This window comes from Deinococcus peraridilitoris DSM 19664 (genome assembly GCF_000317835.1).
GTDB lineage: Bacteria > Deinococcota > Deinococci > Deinococcales > Deinococcaceae > Deinococcus_A > Deinococcus_A peraridilitoris.
On sequence record NC_019790.1, the window covers coordinates 1 to 20,487 of the forward strand.

Sequence of the window (20,487 nt, forward strand, 5' to 3'; positions counted from 1 at the left end):
GCGTCAGGATGCGTGTGCCAGACGGGAGTGAGATGATGGCCCAGTACAACCAGGCTGAGTATCAGGAGAAACCCAGCCTGAAATTGACCACCAGGACCGCGAGATCGTTGAGAAGGAGCATGCCCGGCGAGGCTGCGCCAACCCCAACATTGTCAAACCAGCACACCCGCTGCGGACGGGGACAGTTTTCCCCACCGCTGAGCCCCACGGAACCGAAAGTGGCGGGTACTGTAAAGAAATGAGCAGCCTGGCGATCATGCTGTACCGCGGTCAGCCATCCCGTGTTCTTCTGCTGCCGGCGAACATAACGGGTGTCAGCAGGAGACCCGACCTGGCACTTCAAGCACATTCACACCAGTTTTTGAGGTCAGCGGCGTGCCGTGTTCCGGGCACAAGAGCGCGGTGGGGACAGGCCGACCAGTCGCCTCAGGGGACGTCATCGTGTGCTTGCCACGTGTCGGGCTTAAGGAACAGGACGTCGTTCAGCAGCGCAGCGACGTCACCATAAATATCGGCGTTGTTGCCGTTCAGCCGCACCGAGGACGCGGGGACGACCATGAACCGCTCTCCTGAGGTGGCGACTGCGGCCACTTCGTAGGACAGCACCTCACCTGAGTTTGCGTCGAACTCCACGTCACGGATTCGCGTGCACGCCGAGACGCCCTTGATGTGCACCTCGATCTCCTGGAAGGGACGCTGCTGCGCGACCAGCGCCGCCGCCTGGGGAAACGCACTCACGGGTGCTGGATCGTCGGCGCTGGTGACCACGACGGCTGCTGGGCTCAGTTCGTAGATGGCCTCGAAGGGCAGCACCAGCTGTTCGTGGTGTTCTCCGGTCAGCTGGAGGATCATCACGGCCGTTGTGGCAGGGTTGAAGAACACCTGCGTGACCTGGCCCAGGCACGTCCCGTCCGGGCAGGTGACGGGCAGGCCGATCAGGGTAGTTGCGCGCAGGCGTGGCATGGTGAAGTCGCGTGGAGGGTTGCGGTACCCACCCAAGGGGCCACCGCAACCCTCCAACGAACTCACTCTACCGGACTCACCTGATGCTCACCTGTGATGCACCTGAACGTCTCCCAACCTTCGTGCGGTGCGCGTGCAGCGCCCGGTTCACCTGTGCCTGCCACGCCTCGTGCCCGGTACAGCCGGGTTCGGAGATGCTCGATCCGGCGGACGGACGCCCGACCGCTTATGCCGGCGCCGTGACACTCCTCCTGCTCAAGCCGGTCGGCTTGGACTGACAAGCCATACCTGCTACTTCACAGGGGTCAAGCTCCAGGTCACCTGCAGTTCATTGAAGGTATTGTTCGTCAACTTCGCCAACTCACTCGAAAAGTGACCAGCGAACATGTAATGACTGAAGTCCGGAATTGCACCAGGAGAAATCACCGACGGCACACTGACACTCCCGGAAAGCACCGGCGCACTCGGGACGGGGAGGTCCTGCAACCGCACGAAATTCAGCGTTGAGGTCTGGATACCTGCACTGTGCATTCCTTTGATGGAATTTTGGAAGATCAACGCGTACGTGCAGGTTTCCGGGTAGATGGTCAGCGAGACATTCGCTCCCGAGGGCGTTCCGCTGCCGATGACACTCACCTTAGCCTGGTCCATGTGGTACGTGTCATGAACCGACTCCGTGCCTCCCGTGACGGTAATGCCACTCCACAAGGCGTACCGGCCGTAGTCGAAGCGGTTGAGGATGTTGAACGTGAAATCCACGCTTCGCTGGACCATCACGGTGGTCGTGCCATCCGTAGCGGTCTGCTTGAAGGTGTACTTCGCGCTGCCCGTCCATTTGGCGGTATTCATCAGGTCGCCGCAGGCGCAGCGCAACTCCGGATCATTCGGGTTGTACTTGTCGCTGTCCCCACCCAGCAATTGATTGATCCGGGCGACCTTCACCACCTCAGCGAACTGCACCGCATCACCTGGGTCCACGCAAGGACCGGTGGCTTTCTTCCAGCAATTCTCCATCCCCGTGACCACCGCGTTCGTCACGCTCGTCACTTGCGTGGTGAGGTCGTCATCCAGACCCAGCAAGGCCACCTGACGGTTCCAGGACAGGACCTTCGCGACGTTCGCCTTGGCGTAATCACAGTCAGTGGTGATCTGGCCGAGCATCGGCTGAATCACCTGTTTGTAGAAGGTGTTCATGATGGCCGAGAGCTTCATGTCGAACTGCGGATCGCCGGGTTCGTTGCGCTGCTGCGCTTCTCGTTCGTGACGAATCAGTTCTTCCATCATCTGCGCGAGTTCACTTTCCCAGTCTCCCGGGACGGACTCGATGGGTTGTGGCGTCTGTGGGTTATTCACCACGATCAACGGCGCATTTTCACAGCAGTAGAAGACCCCGTGATCGGAGAAGTGCAGCAAATTCATCTTCAACCCGGCCGTCAGCGCCAAAGGGTGCAGGTAAAAGTCTTTGCCGTTGTCCTGACTGGCGAACCCAATCGCTTCTTTGTCACTGCCGCCTGGAGGGGCGATGCTGAGGACCGCGGGATGGTACAGGCGTAAACCGGCGGGTTGCAGATTCACGCCGTACACCTTGCCGCCTTGTACGGGTGCGCCGGTGACGCTGGTGATGGGGGTCATGGTGATTTCGGTGTCGGCGACGAGGGCGTTGTTGGGAATGGTGAGGGTGTAGACCGTACCGTCCTGCGCGGTGACACTCAGGGTGCCGCCTTGGATGGGAATGGTCTGCTTGACGGCTTTGGTGGCGTCAAGGGTGACGGTGACGTTCAGGGGACTGCCGGTGGGTCGGGTGACCGTACCGACGTCCTTGGCGGGTGGTGTGGTGGAACCGCCACAGGCGGTGAGCAGCACCATGAGGATGGCGAGGACAACTCGGCGGAGGACGGACATGAGCATCACCCCTTGAGCGCGGGGATGAATGAGGGACCCGGCGAGTCCTGGCTGTTTCCCCGTTCGCTACTCTGAATTGAAAACACGATTATCGTACACCAACGCGGTACGGCCTTCGCTTGCTGAGGTCGAGGCGGTTGGTCATCCCCAACTGGGGTTCGATGTCCGGGTTGCTGGTGCGGAAGTTTCGTTGTTGCCGTACGCTATGAGAAGACGACCCGTCCAGTTCACCGACAGAAAGGCGGGCCACGCGAGGACCCGACACACTCAACTGGCGTTCGGGCAGTGAGTGACTCACGCAGCACGACTACGCCCTTCAATCCAGAGGAGGAGTACCATGCGTCCCATTTCACGTTCCCTTCGGACCCTGGCTTTTGCGTTGCTGTGCCTGCCCGGGGCGTCGGTCGCGCAATCACCTGCCGGTTTGGTCACGTACGTCCGTGCCAGCACCGAACAGGAAATCAGGATGGTTGACGCGCGCGGCACGAACGACCGCCGGGTGTGGGCATTCGAGAAGCCTGACCCGCACAAGACCATCAAGATCTACGACCTGGCGTGGCGGCCTGACGGTAAAGAACTGGCGTTCAGCAGCACGCACGAAAATCACTGCTCGATGAACCTGTCGGATGTCTTCGTCATTCGTGCTGACGGTTCAGGTCACCGGCGCGTCACGCAGGCACCCGCCTGCGCCGACCTCGCCCGGTACCCCAAAGCGACAGTGCGTGTCCCAGTAAAAAACGTGGGCTTCGAGAGTTTCACAGGCTTCCTGTACTTCCAGGGTGCGCCGAGTGCTCAGGCGGTGTCGCTTCCTGCCGGGGGCAGCACCACGGTGACGGTACCGAACGTCGCGGCACTCACGAAGGGGAAGGACTCCGGGCAGGTTGCCACGCTCATCGCCGGCTTGAACCGCGCGTACTTCATTGGAACGGCCGTTCAACCGCAAGGGGGAAAGCAGCTCACGACGAATACGTTGTTCATCTCATCCCTCCAGCCTGGACTGGAGCCCCGCTCAGCGTCATGGCATCCGTCCGGAACATACATCGCGTACGCGTACGGTCTCGCCAGCCTGCGGCGCGTGCCGGCCAATCCCGCGCCCCTGGATTTCGGGGAGTTCGTGGTGAATGCCGAGGACGGTCCGGACATCGTACTGCACGCCGCGTACGGACCCACACCTGCGCTCGCTGGTGAACTCCTGGTGCAGGGCTGGGATTTCACGGGGGATGGTATCTACCGGGTGAAGGCAGGCGCGAAGCGGATGGGGGCGCCACTCGTGAAGATCACGGACGGCCGGAGTCGGATCCGTGGACTCGCGTGGCTACCGGACGGGTCCGGCTTCGTGTACTCGGCGGAGGAGGTGGTGGAGTACGAGGTGGGCCGGTCCAACATTTTCCGGTATGACTTCGCCAGCCGCAAGTCGTCGCGCGTGACGAACCTCCCGAACGAGTACGCCGGGCAGCTGAGCGTTTCACCGGACGGGCGGATGATCGCGTTCGACCGGTCTCGCGGCCGGGAGATTGACGGTACGACGAGCGTGTGGCGCGTGACGATGGACGGCAGTGGCTTGACGCTGCTGGCCAACGATGCGTTCGCGCCAGCGTGGAAACCCGGCAAGTAATCCGTCAGCCTTGTGTTGGGTGTGAAGACATGCAGGACTTTTTCACTGCGGCGCTCAGCCGCCCCGTACCGTTCGGCCTGAACCTGAGGTATACCCCAGCCTGACGTCAGGGAAGGAGCCAAAACTGCACCAGCAGCCCCGGTTGCCCCAGCACGACCGGCAGCTCCCCACGTGAACGCGCGCCGCGCGCCCCCGCCTCCTCGATCGCGGCGTGCAGGTGCGCGTAGGCTTCCTCGGCCGCCTCAGGGGCGCTCACCACGACGTCCATGACGAGCGCGCTGAACAGCAGGTGCGGGGCGAGCAGGCGGCGGGCGTTGAGCTGGATGCGGGCGGCGACGCTGAGGGTGGCGTAGGACGCGAGGCTCGCGATGAGGATGGAGAGCAGGACGAGTTGCGGGTCGTACTATCCGGTCACGGGGTGCATCAGGCTGGCGCCCATCATACAGGTCGGTTGAGGTTCGGCTGACGTTCGTGACTACGGTAGTTGGTTCGCCTTCACTGTCGAACGGCGGAAGTGTTCCTTTTTTTACCTCACCCATCGACGGTGCGTGACCAGCAGCGGGGTGACCCTCGGCCCCAAAGCCGCAGGCCGTTCGCGGATAACCTGGGGACGCTGGAGCGGCGAATCATCGCCCAGTGCGATGTCTTCACCCCGATTAGACCTCCAAATCGTTTTGGGTTGACTTTCCAAAACGATTTGGGTTACGATTCAGCCACCAAACGAGCAAAAGGAGCGGCCGTGAACTTAAAAAGGCTGTCCCACCACCTCGGACTGTCGGCCACGACCGTCTCCAGGGCACTAGCGGGATACAACGACGTCAATGAAGAAACACGCCAGCGTGTCATCGAGGCGGCCCGCGAATTCAACTACCAACCCAACCGAGCCGCGCAACGTCTGCGTTTGGGAAAGTCAGATGCCATCGGGCTGGTCCTCCCGGTACCCCCCCAACAATTCGCCAGCCCCTTCTTCTCCGAACTGATCGCCGGCATCGGTGAAGTGCTCGCCCAAGCTGGCCTCGACCTGCTCGTCACCGCCTGCCCTCCAGGCCCGCAGGAAACGGAGTACTACCGACGCATGATCCAAGGTAAACGCGTCGACGGCGCCATCGTCGTCCGAACACGCGTCCACGACGAGCGCGTCACTTTTCTCCAAACGGCCGGTGTGCCGTTCGTCACGCACGGACGCACGAAGACGAACGTTCCCTACGCTTACCTTGACGTGGACGGCGAGCGAGGCTTTTATGAAGCCGCGCGCTTCCTGCTCGAACTCGGTCATACCCGAATCGCGCTGATCAACGCGCCCGAGCCACTCAGCATCCACGCCGTACGCCACGCCGGTTACGTCCGGGCCCTCCGCGAAACCGGCCTCGAACTCAACCCAGCGCTCCTGTTCACCGGCGACCTCGACGAGGTCGGCGGCCACCGCGCCGCCGAGGTGCTGCTCAAAGGACCAAACCCGCCAACCGCGTTTCTCTGTGTCAACGACCTCACGGCTTTCGGTGTGATGCACGGGGTCGCGGACCTCGGCCTGCAAGTCGGGAAGGACGTTAGCGTCATCGGGTACGAGGACCTCCCCTTCGCCCGCTACAGCAATCCACCCCTCACCACCCTGAGCACTTCCTCCCGTAAGGCCGGACAACACCTTGCCAGAATGCAGCTTCAACTGCTCAGCGGCGTTTCCCCAGCTGAGCTGCAAGAATTGTGGGCTCCCGAGCTGGTATTGCGCGCAAGCCACGCTCCAGTCCCCACCCACCCCGAGGACCACACGAGCTCAGCGGCGATTTCCCCTCACTCTCCACGACAGGCTAGGTCCATTCCATCCTCGTCACGTCCGCAACACGACTGAAGTTCCGCACTTTGGTCGTCGGCCCTTCGTTTCCATTCAAAGTCCAAGGAGGACGGTATGAAGCACAGCAAATGGTGGTTGATGGGACTCGGTACGGTGGCCAGCATCGCCCTCGCGCAAAACAACTCAGTGCTGTTCGCCAGCACTCAGTTTCGGCAACTCGAGGAAGCGCAAAGCATGCGCGACGTGATCCTCAAGGACGCGCCCGTCAAAGTAGAGTTCCTTGGGCAGGAGAACGCCCCGTTCGTCAGCCGCCTCATCGCCGAGAACAAGTCCGGCAAACCCAGCGTCAGCCTCGCCGGCGGCCTCCACGGGGATTTCACCGCCCTGCAAGCCGCCGCTGCGCTCGACAACGTCGACGACGTCCTCAAGGACCTCAACAACGTGAAGTTCATTCCCTCGATGGTCTCCCTCGGGAAGCTCGGCACGAACAACCAGAAGTACATCCCCTGGGCGCAGGCGACCTACCTGATGGCCGCCCACAAGGACGCCTTGCAGTACCTGCCCAAAGGTGCGGACCTCAACGACCTCACGTACGAACAACTCGCCGAGTGGGGCAAGAACATCGAGCAGGCCACCGGCAGGAAACGCCTCGGGTTCCCCGCCGGCCCGAACGGCCTGATTCACCGCTACGTGCAAGGCTACCTGCTCCCTTCGTACACCGGGAGTTACGTCCAGAAGTTCAAGAGTCCCCAAGCGGCCGAAGCCTGGAAGGACATGCAGGACATCTGGAAGTACACCAACCCGCAGAGTGCCAGCTACAACTTCATGCAAGAACCCCTGCTGTCCGGCGAAGTGCTCGTCGCGTGGGATCACGCGGCGCGCCTCAAGGACGCCTTCACCCAGCGCCCCAACGACTTCGTCGCGTTCCCCGCGCCCAAAGGACCGGCCGGGCGCGGTTACATGCCGGTTATCGCGGGCCTCGGCATTCCCGAAGGCGCCCCGAACCGCGCGGGCGCCGTCGTGACCATCAAGCACCTCACCAAACCCGAGACGCAAGCGCAGACCTTGCGTGAAACGGGATTCTTCCCCGTCACCCGCGGAAACCTCCCCACCAACCTCCCGCAAGGCATCAAGATCATGGCGGAGGCTGTGGAGAAGCAGTCCGGCGAGGGCAGCATTGCCGCCCTGCTGCCCGTCGGGCTCGGCGCGCAGGACGGCGAGTTCAGCAAAGTCTACGTGGACGCCTTCCAACGCATGATCATCCGCAACCAGAACATCCAGTCATCACTGAATACGCAAGCCCGTCAGCTTCAGCGGGTTCTGGACACCAGCAAGGCCGCGTGCTGGGCGCCTGACCCGGTCGCCAAAGACACCTGCAAGGTTCAGTAATGAGTCGCCGCACTCCAGTCGGCGGGAAGGGACCGGCGCTCCTCAGTCCGGTCACCACGCCCGCCGCCCGGGTGCGGAGCCAGCGCTGGGTGCCGTACGCGCTGCTCGCGCCAAGCGTCATCTTTCTACTGCTGCTCTTCGCCTGGCCTTTGATTGAAGCGGTGCTGCTCTCCGTGCGGGGCACCACCGGGAGTCTCACCACCGAGAACTTCCAGCGCATGGCGGACGACCTGAACTTCCGCGACGCCCTGCGCAACACCTTGCTGCTCACTGTGATCGTCGTGCCGCTGCAAGCCGCGCTCGCCCTCGGCCTGGCGAGCCTGGTGAGCGGCATGGAGCGGGGCAGGAACACCCTGCTGTACGTCCTCACCATTCCGCTTGGCATTTCCGACATCGCCGCCGGGATCGCCTGGCTGGCAATCTTCACCGAACGCGGCTACCTGAACAGCATGCTGATGAGCGCCGGAGCCATCGAGCAGCCCCTGACGTTCCTGAGTTACGACTCGCTGACCACGCTGCTCCTCGCGGTGATACTGGCAGAGTTATGGCGCGCGACGGCCATCATGCTGGTCATCCTCGTCGCCGGCATGCAACTGATCCCACGCATGTACGCCGAAGCCGCGGACGTGTTCGGCGCCACGCCCTGGCAGCGCTTCACGAAGATCACACTGCCGCTGCTCAAACCCAGCTTACAGAACGCCCTGATCCTCCGCACCATCGCCGCACTGGAAGTGTTCGCCGTCGTCAGCGCGCTCGGCGGACGCAATCTGCCGGTGCTCGCCGGGGAAGCCTACAACTGGTACGGCACGTACCAAAACGCCAGCGTGGCCGCCGCGTACGGCGTGCTGATCATGGCGATCTCGCTGCTGCTCACCTTCGCGTACCTCAAGCTCATTCGCGTGAAACCGGAAGCGACCGTATGAAGAACCGCCCCTTGTACCTCACGCTGGCCGTCCTGGCAGTGGTGTGGGTGCTGCTGCCGATCTACCTCGTTGCGGTGAATACCTTCAGCACCAGCGCCGGCGTGAACGCCTTTCCCAAACCCCCCTTCCCACTCCCGTTCAGCCTGGAGACCATCGAGTTCTTCTTCTCCGTGCAAGGCGTGCTGCCCGCCTTCTGGAACAGCTTGATCACCGCGATCATGACGATGGTGCTGGCCTTGCTGCTCGGCGCTCCCGCCGGCTACGCCCTCGCGCGCTACCAGTTCTTCGGCAGTGGCAGTTACCGCTTCCTGGTTCTGCTGACCCGCGCGTTTCCCCTCGCCATCCTCGCAATTCCCCTCGCGGTACGCTTCATCCAGCTCGGTTTGTACGACACGTTGATCGGGGTGGCGCTCGTGCACACTGCCCTCGCGTTGCCCTTCGCGGTGCTCGTCACCGCCGGACTGTTCATGGGCGTCCCCGTTGAACTTGAAGAAGCCGCGTGGACGCTGAACTGCACGAAGATCCAGGCGTTCTTCAAGGTCGTTTTGCCGTTGGTGCTGCCCGGTCTGGCCGCCACCGCGATTTTCGCGTTCACCATCAGCTGGAACGAGGTGTTCGCATCCACCATCCTGACGCTGCGGAACCCGACGCTGCCCGCCCTGCTGCTCACGTCACTGAATGAAGCGCCGCTGCCATTCCGCTTCGCCGGTGGCTTCATCCTGATCGTCCCGGCCGTGGTGTTCCTGTTCCTCGTTCGGCGTTACCTGTTCACCTTGTGGGGCATCTCCAGCCGATGAACCCTACCGCTCCCTTTGCCTTTTGGAGGTCATCGCATGGCAGAAATTCGCGTTGAACAAGTGCAGCGCGTGTTCGGGAACACCACCGCGCTCGCTGAAATCAACTTGGAAGTGCAAGACCAGGAGTTCGTCGTGCTGCTCGGTCCGAGCGGCTGCGGAAAGACCACCTTGCTGCGCATCATCGCCGGACTGGAAACCGCGACGAGCGGACGCGTCTTCATCGGTGGGCGTGACGTAACGAACCTCGCGCCACGTCAACGGCAAATCGCGATGGTCTTCCAGAATTACGCGATCTTCCCGCACCTCACAGTGTTCGACAACGTCGCGTTTGGACTGCGTATGCAACGCGCCCCGCAGCAACTCATCAACGAGCGTGTCGAGCGTGCCGCGACGCTCATGCACATCGAACCATATTTGAAACGTTACCCTTCGCAACTGTCCGGCGGGCAACGCCAACGCGTCGCCGTCGCTCGCGCGCTCGCCGTCGAGCCGCAAGTCCTGCTGATGGACGAGCCGCTCAGCAACCTCGACGCGCTGTTGCGCCTCGAAATGCGTGCCGAACTCAAGACGCTGCTGCAAGGCACCAAAACCACCACCATTTACGTCACGCACGACCAGGTGGAAGCGATGAGCCTGGCCGACCGCATCGCCGTCATGCACGGCGGGCACATCGTGCAGTACGCCCCACCCGTGGAAGTCTACGAGGAACCCGCGAACACGTTCGTCGGTGGCTTTATCGGCAACCCACCCATGAACTTCGTCCGCTTCCCCGTGCATGAGCAGGCCGGTCAGAAGTACGCGCAAACCGCGAATGCGGCACTCCGGGTCCCGGACGAAGCGGGCCGCGAGGTCCTGATGGGCATCCGCCCGGAGGACTTCAGCATCAGCCTCACGGCCACCAGCGACGCCCTGCCCGCCCCCGTCCGACTGGTCGAGCACCTCGGGCCCCACCTGCTGATCACCGCTTCACTCGATGATCAGCTGATCAAAATCAACGCCGACCCGCACCTCAGCGTCCGAACGGGCGACACGCTCTACCTTCAGCCCAACGCGCGCCGAACCCGCTGGCTCGACCCGGAAACCGGTTTCGCCTTGACCTCACCTCAGGAGCAACTCGCATGACCACCCGTCCACTCAGCGCCGCGGAAATCCTGCACGAAAACGACCGCGGTGGCTACAGCGTACCCACCCGCAACCTCTACCCGTTTCAATGGATGTGGGATAGCGGTTTCACCGCGCTTGGCTGGCAGAAACTGAACGAGCAGCGCGCCTGGCAGGAACTGCACAGCCTGATGCTGGGGCAATGGGACGACGGGATGGTGCCGCACATCGTCTTTCATCGTCCGGACGACAATTACTTCCCCGGCCCGGACGCCTGGGGCACTCCGCACCAGCCGCCCACCAGCGGCATCACCGACCCACCGGTGCTCGCGACCATCACGCGTCACCTCCTGGAGCATGCGCAGGACGAAACGCTCGTCGCGGAGCAACTCCGCGCACTTTACCCGCGTTTGCTGCGCTTTCACCGCTGGATGCACACCTACCGCGACCCGGAGCAGGTCGGCTTGATCAGCATCGTCCACCCGTGGGAAAGCGGGGAGGACAACAGCCCCGCGTGGGACAGCGCGCTCGCCAACGTCATGGTCGCAGCGGACCTCCCATCCTTCCAGCGGCGCGACACCAACCACGTCGACGCCAGCCAGCGTCCCAAGCACGCCGAGTACGAGCGGTACATGACGCTTGTTCACCACTTCCGCACCATGAACTACGACCCGGCGCGAATCGTGAACACCAGCCCGTTGTGCGTCACCTCGCCGGGATTCAACAGCATCATGCTGCGCGCCGATAAAGACCTGCGTGTACTTGCTGAGCGCCTCGGCGAACCCACCGCGGAGATCGAAGGGTGGATCACCCTGGGTCAACGTGGACTGGAGCGCCTGTGGAACGATCAGCGTGGCGCCTACCAAATGCTCGACCAGCGCACCGGGGAAAGTACCGACGTCATGACCAGCAGCTGCTTCCTGCCCTTGTACGCCGGTGACCTGCCTGAAGGCCGTGCAGATCACTTGGCGCGCACCCTCGCGTCTTGGGCGGAACAGGTTCGCTTTATGGTGCCCAGCACCGACCCGAACCACTACACGTTTGAACCACAACGTTACTGGCGTGGGCCAGTGTGGTCCGTCGTGAACTGGATGATCGAGCAAGGCTTGCGGCGCAATGGGTTCGACGACCTCGCGGACCGCGTCAAGCTCGACACCCTCGAACTCGTGAAACGCAACGGGTACTACGAGTACTTCAATCCCCTTACGGGTCAAGGGCTTGGAGGAAGAGACTTCACGTGGACTGCCGCGATCGACCTCGCCTGGACCAAATGAACCCACGCGAGGCTCTCACCACAGCCTTCCGCGCGGCCATCCAAGCTGGACATCCGACCCGCGTCCTGCGCGACGTTCCCTTGCCCGAGGTCGAAGGCCGCACCGTAATCATCAGCATCGGGAAAGCAGCACTCAGCATGGCGAGCACCGTCCAGCAGCGTCTCGGGGGACGCGCGACCGGCGTGGTGGTCGCACGTCAGGAGGAACTCCCCGCGCACGTAGAGAATCTCACTGTCCTCGGGAGCACACACCCCGCCCCGAGTGAAGCGAGTTCCCGCGCGGGGCAACTGGTCCTGCAAACCGTGCAGGGCCTCACACCAAGCGATCTCGTCCTGTGCCTCATTTCCGGCGGTGCCTCCTCGCTCGTGTCCGCCCCGACGGGCGTCACTCTAGATGAAAAAGCGCGGTTGACATGGGAATTGCTCGCGTGCGGCGCCTCTATTCATGAGATCAATACGGTGCGCAAACATCTCTCGGCGATCAAAGGCGGCGGGTTGGCTCGCGCGGCTTATCCAGCGCGGGTTTTGGCACTGGTCGTGTCCGACGTGGTCGGGGATGATGTGTCGACCATCGCGAGTGGTCCGACCGCGCCTGACCCCACCACCTTCAGGGACGCGCTGGCCGTGCTCGACCATTACGGCATCCGCGCTCCGAGCGTGCGCGCTCAACTGGTGCGCGGCGTGATCAAGGTCCAGCCCGAAACTCCCAAACCAGGCGATCCAATCTTCGATCATGTGGAGCACCGCGTCATCGCTGGCGCAGCCACCGCCCTCAGCGCCGCAGCAGACTGCCTCCAGCAACACGGCTGGCAAGCGCGAATTTGGCAGGAAAACGTGACCGGGCCAGCCATTGAAGCGGCGAAAGCGCACGCGGCGCAGGCCACTTTCCTTCACTCACGGCAGGCGCTGCTGAGCGGAGGGGAAACCACAACCATCATTCGTCCTGGGGGCGGGCGTGGCGGTCGGAACCTCGAATTCCTGCTGTCGCTGGCGCTCGAAGCGCCTGACGTGTATGCAATCGCGGCCGACACGGACGGCATTGATGGCAGCAGTTCCGCGGCGGGCGCCATTCTCACACCGGACACCCTGGAGCGCGCCGCAGCGCTTGGTCTGGATCCTCGAACTTACCTTGAGCGGAGTGACGCGCACCGCTTCTTCGCCGCTCTAGACGATCTGGTGGAAACCGGGCCGACGGGAACGAACGTCAACGACTTCCGCTGCATGTTACGTCAATAGACTGGTGAATTCATGCGAGAGTACATGACCTCGGATCCGCCATTCCGCTTCGCCTTAACACTCGATGTTGGTGGTAGCCACATCACTGCCGCCGTTGTCGACCTGACATCCCGCGCGTTGCTCCCGGCCACCCTCACCCGTCGATCCATTGACGAGCAGGCGAACCGGGAAGCCATCATTTCCGGTTTGGCTCATGCGGCATTGGATGCCGCGCGTGTCGAACCATACGCGGTCATTGCCGGAATTGGGATGGCGATGCCGGCACCATTTGATTATGTTGCCGGGGTGTCGCTGATGCAGCACAAGTTCCACGCACTGTACGAGCGGAACATCCTGCACGACCTTCAGGAAGCCTGGGTGGGGACTCCCTTGGCTGGCATGCCAGTCCGAATTGCGAATGATGCGGACCTGTTCGCGCTGGGGGAGTGGTGGGCCGGAGCGGCGCGCGGGTGTTCCAGTGTCATTGGATTGACGCTTGGCACGGGCATGGGATCCGGATTCATTCGTGACGGCCGCATCGTGACCGAAGGTGACGGGGTTCCAGCCCAAGGGGAACTTTGGAGCTTGCCGTACCTTAACGGCCTCGCCGAGGAGTACGCGAATGGACAGGCCGTCACCCGAGCGTACCATGTGAGAACTGGCGCGACGTTGACGCCGAAGGAGATCAGCGAGCGAGCTGCGTACGACGACGCTGCCCGCGACGCGTTCACAGAACTCGGTGAACACCTGATGCACATTCTCCTTCCGGTTGTGAAGTGCTTCGCCCCGGATTGCCTGGTCGTCGGCGGGAACGTTGCGCGGTCATGGGCTCTGTTTGGCCATCTGCTGCAAGGTGGCTTGAATCCAGTGCGCTGCGTTCAAAGCATGAACTTTGAGGAAGCAGCGTTACTGGGAGCGGCAATACTATCTACCGAATCTTCCGCTTCTTAACATAGACGCAGCGTGACAAGCACTTCTCGACCGAAATTTGCCGAACCTGATTCTTCTGGGCCTGAACATGCCACACATGGGTGGGCTGGAAATGAAAAGTCACCCGGAGTAGCGGCCGTGAAACAATTGTTTAGGCCTCACTCGTCTGGAGTCGGGCGGGATCGAGTACCGCGGGCGCTGAGATGAATGTCCTGTTCGTCGTTCTGTTCCTGGAGGATTCGGCTTAGGCTGAGGCGTATGGCTTCGGTGTAGTTAATGAGAACGCCGGGGATGGGACGAAACTGAGTCGTGTTCAGGGGTGCTGCGACAGTTTCTGGTTTCGTGGGCACAGTGTTAATCGCCGAGATAGTGCTGAAAAGGCGTGTTTGCAAAGTGAAGGGATATGGCGATCCAGGGAATGCTGGTAGCCTCTTTTCCCGTATCGCTTAATCTTTCGGATGAGCAGTGGGTCGTGCTTCGGTACCGGACACCTTTAGGTTTTGGTTGTCCTGAACGGCATTTTTCTATTTCTCAGTTTTAAGGGTCATCTGGCCCAGCAGCAGAGCGGCATCAAGGGGTTGTGACCGCCCACGATGCCGCTCTGCTCGATCCTACCAGCCTCGCTGAACTCCTCAAACGTCACTCGCCGTTCTTGCGCATCTACACGCTCAGGAGAGTGGCCGATGTGGGCTGCGCCCTGATCCTTGCTCAATCCACCCGCTCAGGCCGCGCGCTCCTGCAATCGCACCAGTGACGCACGCGACGGTGTCGCTGTCATCCCCACCCGGTCTCAATGGCGCGCAGACGACCCATCTGAAAGTGCTGTTCCTTTCCTAGCGTCCCCTCAAACCACGCATCATTGGAGAGGTGCGTGAGCACGCGTGCTCCCCTGGTCGTGAGTATCCGGATGATCTCTAGCGCATTTCAGATGCTGGCAGCGACTCCCCCTCATTCGGGAACGCGGGCCGCTCCACGTGTAGATCTCCCAGGCCGTACAGCGAGAAACCGATGGTGGAGGCATTATGCAGCAGGGCCAGCAGGTTTCCGGGCAGCACGTTGAACAGCGCCAGCGCCAGCAACCCGCCGTTCACGCCGATGATCCCCGTATACAGCCCGGTCAGCCGCTGTTCCAGGCTCCGGCTTATGTGGCCCAGCTCGGTCAGTGCGCCCAGATCGTTGGACAGGATCACCACGTCGGCCACCTGCTGCGCCAGATCAGCGGATTCGGCCATCACCACGGCGATGTCGGCGGCGTGCAGGGCCGCGCTGTCGTTGATGCCGTCGCCCACCATGACCACCCGGCGGCCCAGTTGCTGCTGCTGTTGCACAAAAAGGTGCTTGTCTTCGGGGAAGACCTCAGCGTGGACTTCCTCGATGCCCAGTTCGGCAGCCAGTTCCCCGGCACGGGCCTGCTGATCCCCCGTCAGCATCACCAGATGCTTGCCCTGCGCCCGCAACGTGTCCATGACCTGCCGGGCATTCGGGCGCAGCGGCGTATCAATGCAGAAGACACCCGCCAACTGCTGATCGATGCTGAAGTACAGCAGGTTGTACCGCTGGGCCTGCTCGGCGATGACCGCCTCCTGCTCCGCTGTGATTGGCACACCCTCGTCCTCGATCACAAAATGGCGGCTGCCGATCACGGTGCGCTTGCTGTCGATCTCCGACCGGATGCCGTGCGACACGATGTACGTCAGTTCGCCGTGCATCTCAGCGTGCGGGATGTTCTCGCGCTCGGCCTGCTCCACCACCGCGTGGCCGATGGGGTGGTAATGGTGTTCTTCCAGGCACGCCGCGTACCGAATGACCTCCTGACGCGAGAAGCCTCCGAAGATCAGCAGGTCCATCACCAGCGGGCGCGTGGTGGTCAGCGTGCCGGTCTTATCGAAGACGAAGGTGTCCATCTGCGAGAATTCCTCGACGAAGCGCCCGCCCTTGATCAGAACCTGCTGATCGCCCATCTGTCGCATGGCGGTCATCACCACGATGGGTGTCGAAATCTTGAGGACGCACGAGATATCCACCAGCAGGAACAGCAGCGCCTGGGTCACGCTGCGCGTTAGGGCATAGGTGATGGCGGCCCCCAGGAAGTTGTAGGCCACCAGCGCGTCGGCGCGGGTCTGATTGAGGCGCTGGCGCGGGGACTTGAAATCCTCACCCCCGGTCATCAGGCGCACGATCTGGCTGATGCGGTTCTCGGTGGCGAGGCTGGTGACGCGCAGGATCAGTTCGCCATTTTCCACCACAGTGCTGGCGTACACGGCATCGCCCACCGTCTTATGCACCGCCAGCGGCTCGCCCGTCAGGGTAGATTCGTTGACCATCCCGCGCCCACGCAGCACCTCCCCGTCCAGTGGAATGGCCCGGCCTGACGTGACACTAACGTGGTCTCCCACCCGCACGTCTTCGATAGCCGTTTCTTTCAGCCCGCCGCTCTCGGTGATGACCCAGGCGCTGTGGCTGAGGAACGACAGGCTGCCCTCCAGTCGCTCTCGCGAACGGGTTTCTACCCACCCTTGCAGATCCTCGCCCAGATTCAACAGGAAGATAATGGAGGACGCGGTGGAGAAGTCGCCCATTAGTTGCGAGACGACAATGGCGGTGGCGTCCAGTACTTCCACGGTCAGACGGCGCTGACGCAGGGCGCGCAGGGCGGGAGGAATGAAGGCCAACGATTTGATCAACGTGATCGGGGCGCGCACGACAGGCGGCAGCAGCGTGTGCGTCAGTGCCCGGCGCAGCGCCGCCTCGTAGAACACGTCGAACAGTTCGCGTTCTTCCGGCGCGATGCCAATATCGCTGGAATCCTGGCAGAGGTCCAGCACTTCCAGGCGTTGCAGCGCGTTCAGGAGAGCGGCGCGTGAGCCACTGTATTCGAGAACCAGACCGCTGCCGTACTTGTAGACCGTCACGCGCGTGACGCCTGGCAAGTCCAGCAGCCGTTCGCGTAAGACCTTGCGGGCCGCCGGGCCGAAGGGAGAGTTCGACGAAACTCTTAAACGGCCCGGCCCGCTGTGTTCAACCTTAAAACGCACGCAGGCTCACTGGCTGCCGGTGTCCTCGGCGTCTCCCTTGTTGCTGGCTGGAGCAGTTTTTTTCGGCTGCATGGCCCTCGCTTCCACCAGTTCGGCGTCCACGAGATCGGGGGCGTTGTTCTCGCCATCTCCGCTCAGGTCTGCATACTCGCGGCTTTTCTGCTCTCTGCGGTCTTTTTCGTAGATGCTGCGGGCGTCAGCCATCACATCGTCGTAGGAGGCGCGCACGCCCTCGACGGACGTGTCCAGGGTGTCCTTAATCTTCATACCCCCGGCGATCAGGTGGGCGTACAGCCGCTTGGCATCGCGGCTGCCCAGCAGCTTGAGGCCCACGGTCCCGACAAGCAGACCGCCCAGAAAGCTGCGGGTGGTGGGGGCCATCTGGAGCTGTGGTGCGTGGCGACGCTGACCTGCGCCCCCACTGTAGGCTGCGCCATCGTTTCCACCATCTGGGGCAATGATCTTGATTTTGGGTATCTCAACTTTAACTTTCTGCTCGTGATCCGACATGGGTTCCTCCGCTTAGGTGTAGCTAACATACGCTGCAATTTCAGAGCTGGGCGTCACCTTCTAGACGCACGTCTCTGATCAGTATGCGCCATTCCACACCGAGGTCATCGCTTCATTACCGGAACCTGGTATGTCAAGCGCTGAGCGAGAGCTGAGAGCGGCTCAGGCAGGGATGGTGACGTCCTCAGTACATAACACCTTCGCCTCCAGTGGCTCCTAGAGCGGGAAAAGGTTGGCTGAGGAGAGCGAGGTAAGTCTGGAAGTCGGGTAAGGCCCAGCGCAAAGCATTCACCAGCAGTTCCCAGCCATAACGGAAGACGCTGACGGCCCGGCGTCCATGCTTTTTCCGACGGATGGGCTTGAGGCCATTCCTCCATACACCCACACGCAAACAGCAGGCGAAGGCGAGGGTGAGCAGGCCGAACAGGCGCTCCAGCCGGTTCGCCTTGGTCATGTGACTCTCTTCCAAGCCGAGCCCTCGTGACTTCAGTGCAGCGAAGGTGCATTCCACCGAGAAGCGGAGCTGGTATGCGGTGCGCGCTTCCCAGATCTTCAAATCCGTGGCGAGAGCGAACAGCTCCCCGTCCTTGGTCCGCGTGACGACCACCTGCATGACGTTGCCGTACACATTGGCTTTCTCCAACAACCCCACCACCTGGCCCGGCTGCACGTGCTTGTACGCTGCGTCCACGCGCAGGTCATCGACTTTGGTGTCGAGCCGAATGCGAATACAACGCTTGATCTTGCGTTTCCGCAGGAACGAGAACCAATCCCCACCCAGGAATTCTCTATCGGCCACCAGCACCTTGATGCGCTTGGCTGGGAGGTGCTTGAGCAGCTTGGCCACCAGTCGTTCCCGTGCTGCTGTGTTGCTGCTTCCTCCGTGTGGAAGCGCAGTCCAGACCAGTGGCAGGGTGAAGCCTTCGAGCACGACGCCGAGCACCAGCAGGTTCAGGTCGGCCTCGCCGTGTTCCCAGTTCGTGCGGTCCAAGGCCAACATCAGCTTGCCGGGTGGAAGCAGGGAGATTAATAAGCACAGGAAGACTTCTGCATCCAGTTGTTCGTCCTGGAGACAGCGTTCTACCCGGCGTTTCTTTGCTTCCAACGAGGCAGCTCCAGGAAGGTGCGGGGCGAGGCGGACGTGGCGGGTGGATTGAGCAAGGATCAGGGCGCAGCCCACATCGGCCACTCTCCTGAGCGTGTAGATGCGCAAGAACGGCGAGTGACGTTTGAGGAGTTCAGCGAGGCTGGTAGGATCGAGCAGAGCGGCATCGTGGGCGGTCACAACCCCTTGATGCCGCTCTGCTGCTGGGCCAGATGACCCTTAAAACTGAGAAATAGAAAAATGCCGTTCAGGACAACCAAAACCTAAAGGTGTCCGGTACCGAAGGGTCGTGCTACAGCCCATTCTTCCGTATCGGCATTTCCCTCACCTGTACAGAACGAGGCGTTCCTGCGCACCCTTAGCAGTCCTGTAAACGCCGATTTCGAACTGCTGCGTGAATCGTTCACTACGCCGTAAGGCGCAGGTCGACGCGAGTGCCACCTGTCACCATCAAGTGTTGCTGATGAGGTTGATGGACGTGCGATGTCCAAAGGAGCTGAACATGATTTCACATGTGGTTTTTGATTTCGACGGTACCCTCGCCGACTCTCCGCACCTGGTGGTCGAGCTGTACAACGAAGTGGCCAGAAAGCAGGGCTTCGGCGAAATGACCCCGGAGAACCTCCATCTGCTGCGCGGCCTGAGCGTGCGTGAACGCAGCAAACAGCTGGGCGTGCCCATGCACCGCCTGCCTGGCCTGATGGTGCAGGTCGCGCGCGCCTATCGCGCGGTCACCTCGCGCGTCGCATTGCACGACGGCGTTCCGGAGTTGCTGCGAGAGTTACGCGGCAGGGGTATGCGGGTCTGTGTGCTGTCCACCAACAACGAGGAGAACATCCGCGATGTGCTGCGCCGCTACGACCTCGAAGCGATGGTGTCACGCGTGTATTGCAGTAACCGCATCTTCGGCAAGGCGAGCCTGCTGCGGCGCCTGATGCACCACGAGAGCGTGCCGGCAGACCAGTTGGTGTACGTCGGCGACGAGCAGCGCGACGTGGACGCCTGCCGTGAGGTGGGCGTGCAGGTCATCGCGGTCAGCTGGGGAGTCGACACGCTCACGCGTCTGCAAGACGCCCGACCGGACTGGCTCGTGCACACTCCCGAAGGCATCTCGCGAGTCGTGGCCACGCCTCACAAGGCCATGGTGTGAAGCTCGGAAGCAGTCTGCGCCTGAGGTTGGCTGCGGCAGCGTAGCGCACATCCTGCGACGGCGTGTTTGCCAACCAAGAGTTGGGGCGTTCAGCTGATCCGTATCCGCGTTAGAGCCATTCGAGGATACAGGCAAGGAGGATCATTCCTCCGTACATGCAGGCGAGCTTCTCATACCTGGTGGCCACCCGGCGATGCCATTTGATGCGGTTGATGGCCCGCTCGACTTTGTTGCGCTCCCGGTACAACTCCTTGTCGAAGTCATCCTGCCTGTCCTGATTGCTTTTGGTGGGGATGACCGACTTGATGCCACGGCGGTGCAGCATGTTCCTCAAGCTGGGAGAGCTGTAGCCCTTGTCACCCACCAACTTCTTCAGCCGAAAGCGCGGTTGCCCGGGGCCCTTGCGCTTCACTTTGCCCAGCACCACCAGCCATTCCAAGTACCTGGACGCGTTCTAGCCCCAACGACCGGAAAACAGCCGTTAAGCTTGACCCCAGTTCCCCGCAGCTTTCCACGGCGTGGGTGAAGTTCCAGTATTCGCACAAGGCGAGATCAGCAGCTGTGGGAGGCGACCGTTATCGAACCCAGGAGTAAGTTCCTGGTGCAAAGCGAACTTGGCCAGCGCAACGAGGATCTGGAAGGGAGGTTGCTGCTGGGAGCCCGGCAATGACTGGCCAACCCACATGACCTGGTGCTGTTCACCGATGGCTGGGCCGTGTACGAGTCACTGTTCCCCGAGGTGTTCGGCGTCCCGTACCGACCACCACGACAAGGATCACAGGGCGCTTCA

The 20,487-nt window shown here is 62.0% G+C and carries 20 protein-coding genes and 1 pseudogene; 11 read left to right on the forward strand and 10 right to left on the reverse strand.

Going from position 1 to position 20,487, the window contains the following annotated elements; translation table 11 throughout:
* Positions 1 to 426: 426 nt before the first annotated feature.
* From DEIPE_RS21450 to DEIPE_RS24365, 3 genes are all read right to left on the reverse strand, one after another.
* Positions 427 to 999 carry a hypothetical protein gene (locus DEIPE_RS21450; protein WP_041231992.1) on the reverse strand — a complete coding sequence of 191 codons (573 nt, stop codon included), beginning with the start codon at positions 997 to 999 and terminating at the stop codon, positions 427 to 429.
* 255 nt (positions 1,000 to 1,254) lie between these two features.
* Positions 1,255 to 2,865, reverse strand: a complete 1,611-nt coding sequence (locus DEIPE_RS21455; protein WP_015231631.1) for a hypothetical protein — start codon at positions 2,863 to 2,865, stop codon at positions 1,255 to 1,257.
* Between the two features lie 88 nt (positions 2,866 to 2,953).
* Entirely contained in the window at positions 2,954 to 3,163 is a 210-nt protein-coding gene (locus DEIPE_RS24365) for a hypothetical protein (RefSeq protein WP_157449169.1), read from the reverse strand.
* A 39-nt stretch (positions 3,164 to 3,202) separates the two neighbouring features.
* Between DEIPE_RS24365 and DEIPE_RS21460 the strand changes: the two genes are divergently transcribed.
* Entirely contained in the window at positions 3,203 to 4,480 is a 1,278-nt protein-coding gene (locus tag DEIPE_RS21460) for a TolB-like translocation protein (protein ID WP_015231632.1), read from the forward strand.
* A 106-nt stretch (positions 4,481 to 4,586) separates the two neighbouring features.
* Here DEIPE_RS21460 and DEIPE_RS24370 read toward each other — a convergent pair whose 3' ends face one another.
* Both DEIPE_RS24370 and DEIPE_RS25685 read right to left on the reverse strand, forming a co-directional pair.
* Entirely contained in the window at positions 4,587 to 4,736 is a 150-nt protein-coding gene (locus DEIPE_RS24370; RefSeq protein WP_157449170.1) for a hypothetical protein, read from the reverse strand.
* A 51-nt stretch (positions 4,737 to 4,787) separates the two neighbouring features.
* Positions 4,788 to 4,871 (reverse strand): annotated as a pseudogene (locus DEIPE_RS25685) (MHYT domain-containing protein); the annotation flags it as partial.
* Between the two features lie 348 nt (positions 4,872 to 5,219).
* Between DEIPE_RS25685 and DEIPE_RS21465 the strand changes: the two are divergent.
* The 9 genes from DEIPE_RS21465 to DEIPE_RS24375 all read left to right on the forward strand — a co-directional run bounded on the left by DEIPE_RS21465 (position 5,220) and on the right by DEIPE_RS24375 (position 14,651).
* Positions 5,220 to 6,326 (forward strand): substrate-binding domain-containing protein, encoded by a 1,107-nt coding sequence (locus tag DEIPE_RS21465; protein ID WP_015231634.1) that lies wholly within the window; start codon positions 5,220 to 5,222, stop codon positions 6,324 to 6,326.
* 57 nt (positions 6,327 to 6,383) lie between these two features.
* Positions 6,384 to 7,658 (forward strand): ABC transporter substrate-binding protein, encoded by a 1,275-nt coding sequence (locus DEIPE_RS21470; protein WP_015231635.1) that lies wholly within the window; start codon positions 6,384 to 6,386, stop codon positions 7,656 to 7,658.
* Complete coding sequence (locus DEIPE_RS21475) at positions 7,658 to 8,581, forward strand: carbohydrate ABC transporter permease (protein ID WP_015231636.1); 924 nt, start codon at positions 7,658 to 7,660, stop codon at positions 8,579 to 8,581. The genes DEIPE_RS21470 and DEIPE_RS21475 overlap by 1 nt, the downstream gene beginning before the upstream one ends.
* Positions 8,578 to 9,378 (forward strand): carbohydrate ABC transporter permease, encoded by an 801-nt coding sequence (locus DEIPE_RS21480; RefSeq protein ID WP_015231637.1) that lies wholly within the window; start codon positions 8,578 to 8,580, stop codon positions 9,376 to 9,378. The genes DEIPE_RS21475 and DEIPE_RS21480 overlap by 4 nt, the downstream gene beginning before the upstream one ends.
* A 36-nt stretch (positions 9,379 to 9,414) precedes the next feature.
* On the forward strand, positions 9,415 to 10,500 hold the full coding sequence (locus DEIPE_RS21485) for an ABC transporter ATP-binding protein (RefSeq protein ID WP_015231638.1): 1,086 nt from the start codon (positions 9,415 to 9,417) through the stop codon (positions 10,498 to 10,500).
* Positions 10,497 to 11,753, forward strand: a complete 1,257-nt coding sequence (locus DEIPE_RS21490) for an MGH1-like glycoside hydrolase domain-containing protein (RefSeq protein WP_015231639.1) — start codon at positions 10,497 to 10,499, stop codon at positions 11,751 to 11,753. The genes DEIPE_RS21485 and DEIPE_RS21490 overlap by 4 nt, the downstream gene beginning before the upstream one ends.
* The gene (locus DEIPE_RS21495) at positions 11,750 to 12,988 is read left to right on the forward strand and encodes a glycerate kinase type-2 family protein (RefSeq protein WP_015231640.1); all 1,239 of its coding nucleotides are present in this window, start codon (positions 11,750 to 11,752) and stop codon (positions 12,986 to 12,988) included. Before DEIPE_RS21490 ends, DEIPE_RS21495 begins: the two co-directional genes overlap by 4 nt.
* 12 nt (positions 12,989 to 13,000) lie before the next feature.
* A complete protein-coding gene (locus tag DEIPE_RS21500; protein WP_157449172.1) occupies positions 13,001 to 13,918 on the forward strand; it encodes an ROK family protein in 918 nt (305 codons plus the stop codon).
* Positions 13,919 to 14,477: 559 nt separating this feature from the next.
* Positions 14,478 to 14,651 (forward strand): hypothetical protein, encoded by a 174-nt coding sequence (locus DEIPE_RS24375; protein WP_157449173.1) that lies wholly within the window; start codon positions 14,478 to 14,480, stop codon positions 14,649 to 14,651.
* Positions 14,652 to 14,671: 20 nt separating this feature from the next.
* Here the strand turns inward: DEIPE_RS24375 and DEIPE_RS24380 are convergent, their stop codons facing one another.
* The 4 genes from DEIPE_RS24380 to DEIPE_RS21515 form a co-directional block, all read right to left on the reverse strand.
* Entirely contained in the window at positions 14,672 to 14,776 is a 105-nt protein-coding gene (locus DEIPE_RS24380) for a hypothetical protein (RefSeq protein ID WP_425387773.1), read from the reverse strand.
* Positions 14,777 to 14,811: 35 nt separating this feature from the next.
* Positions 14,812 to 16,932: a heavy metal translocating P-type ATPase gene (locus DEIPE_RS21505; protein ID WP_015231642.1), complete on the reverse strand. Its 2,121-nt coding sequence runs from the start codon at positions 16,930 to 16,932 to the stop codon at positions 14,812 to 14,814.
* Between the two features lie 6 nt (positions 16,933 to 16,938).
* On the reverse strand, positions 16,939 to 17,442 hold the full coding sequence (locus tag DEIPE_RS22855; RefSeq protein ID WP_015231643.1) for a DUF6110 family protein: 504 nt from the start codon (positions 17,440 to 17,442) through the stop codon (positions 16,939 to 16,941).
* Positions 17,443 to 17,626: 184 nt separating this feature from the next.
* The gene (locus DEIPE_RS21515) at positions 17,627 to 18,727 is read right to left on the reverse strand and encodes an IS4 family transposase (RefSeq protein ID WP_015231644.1); all 1,101 of its coding nucleotides are present in this window, start codon (positions 18,725 to 18,727) and stop codon (positions 17,627 to 17,629) included.
* A 322-nt stretch (positions 18,728 to 19,049) separates the two neighbouring features.
* Between DEIPE_RS21515 and DEIPE_RS21520 the strand changes: the two genes are divergently transcribed.
* Complete coding sequence (locus DEIPE_RS21520; RefSeq protein WP_015231471.1) at positions 19,050 to 19,697, forward strand: HAD hydrolase-like protein; 648 nt, start codon at positions 19,050 to 19,052, stop codon at positions 19,695 to 19,697.
* Between the two features lie 109 nt (positions 19,698 to 19,806).
* On the opposite strand, the gene DEIPE_RS21525 is transcribed toward DEIPE_RS21520, so the two are convergent.
* The gene (locus tag DEIPE_RS21525; RefSeq protein ID WP_342663301.1) at positions 19,807 to 20,124 is read right to left on the reverse strand and encodes a transposase; all 318 of its coding nucleotides are present in this window, start codon (positions 20,122 to 20,124) and stop codon (positions 19,807 to 19,809) included.
* Between the last annotated feature and the right edge of the window lie 363 nt (positions 20,125 to 20,487).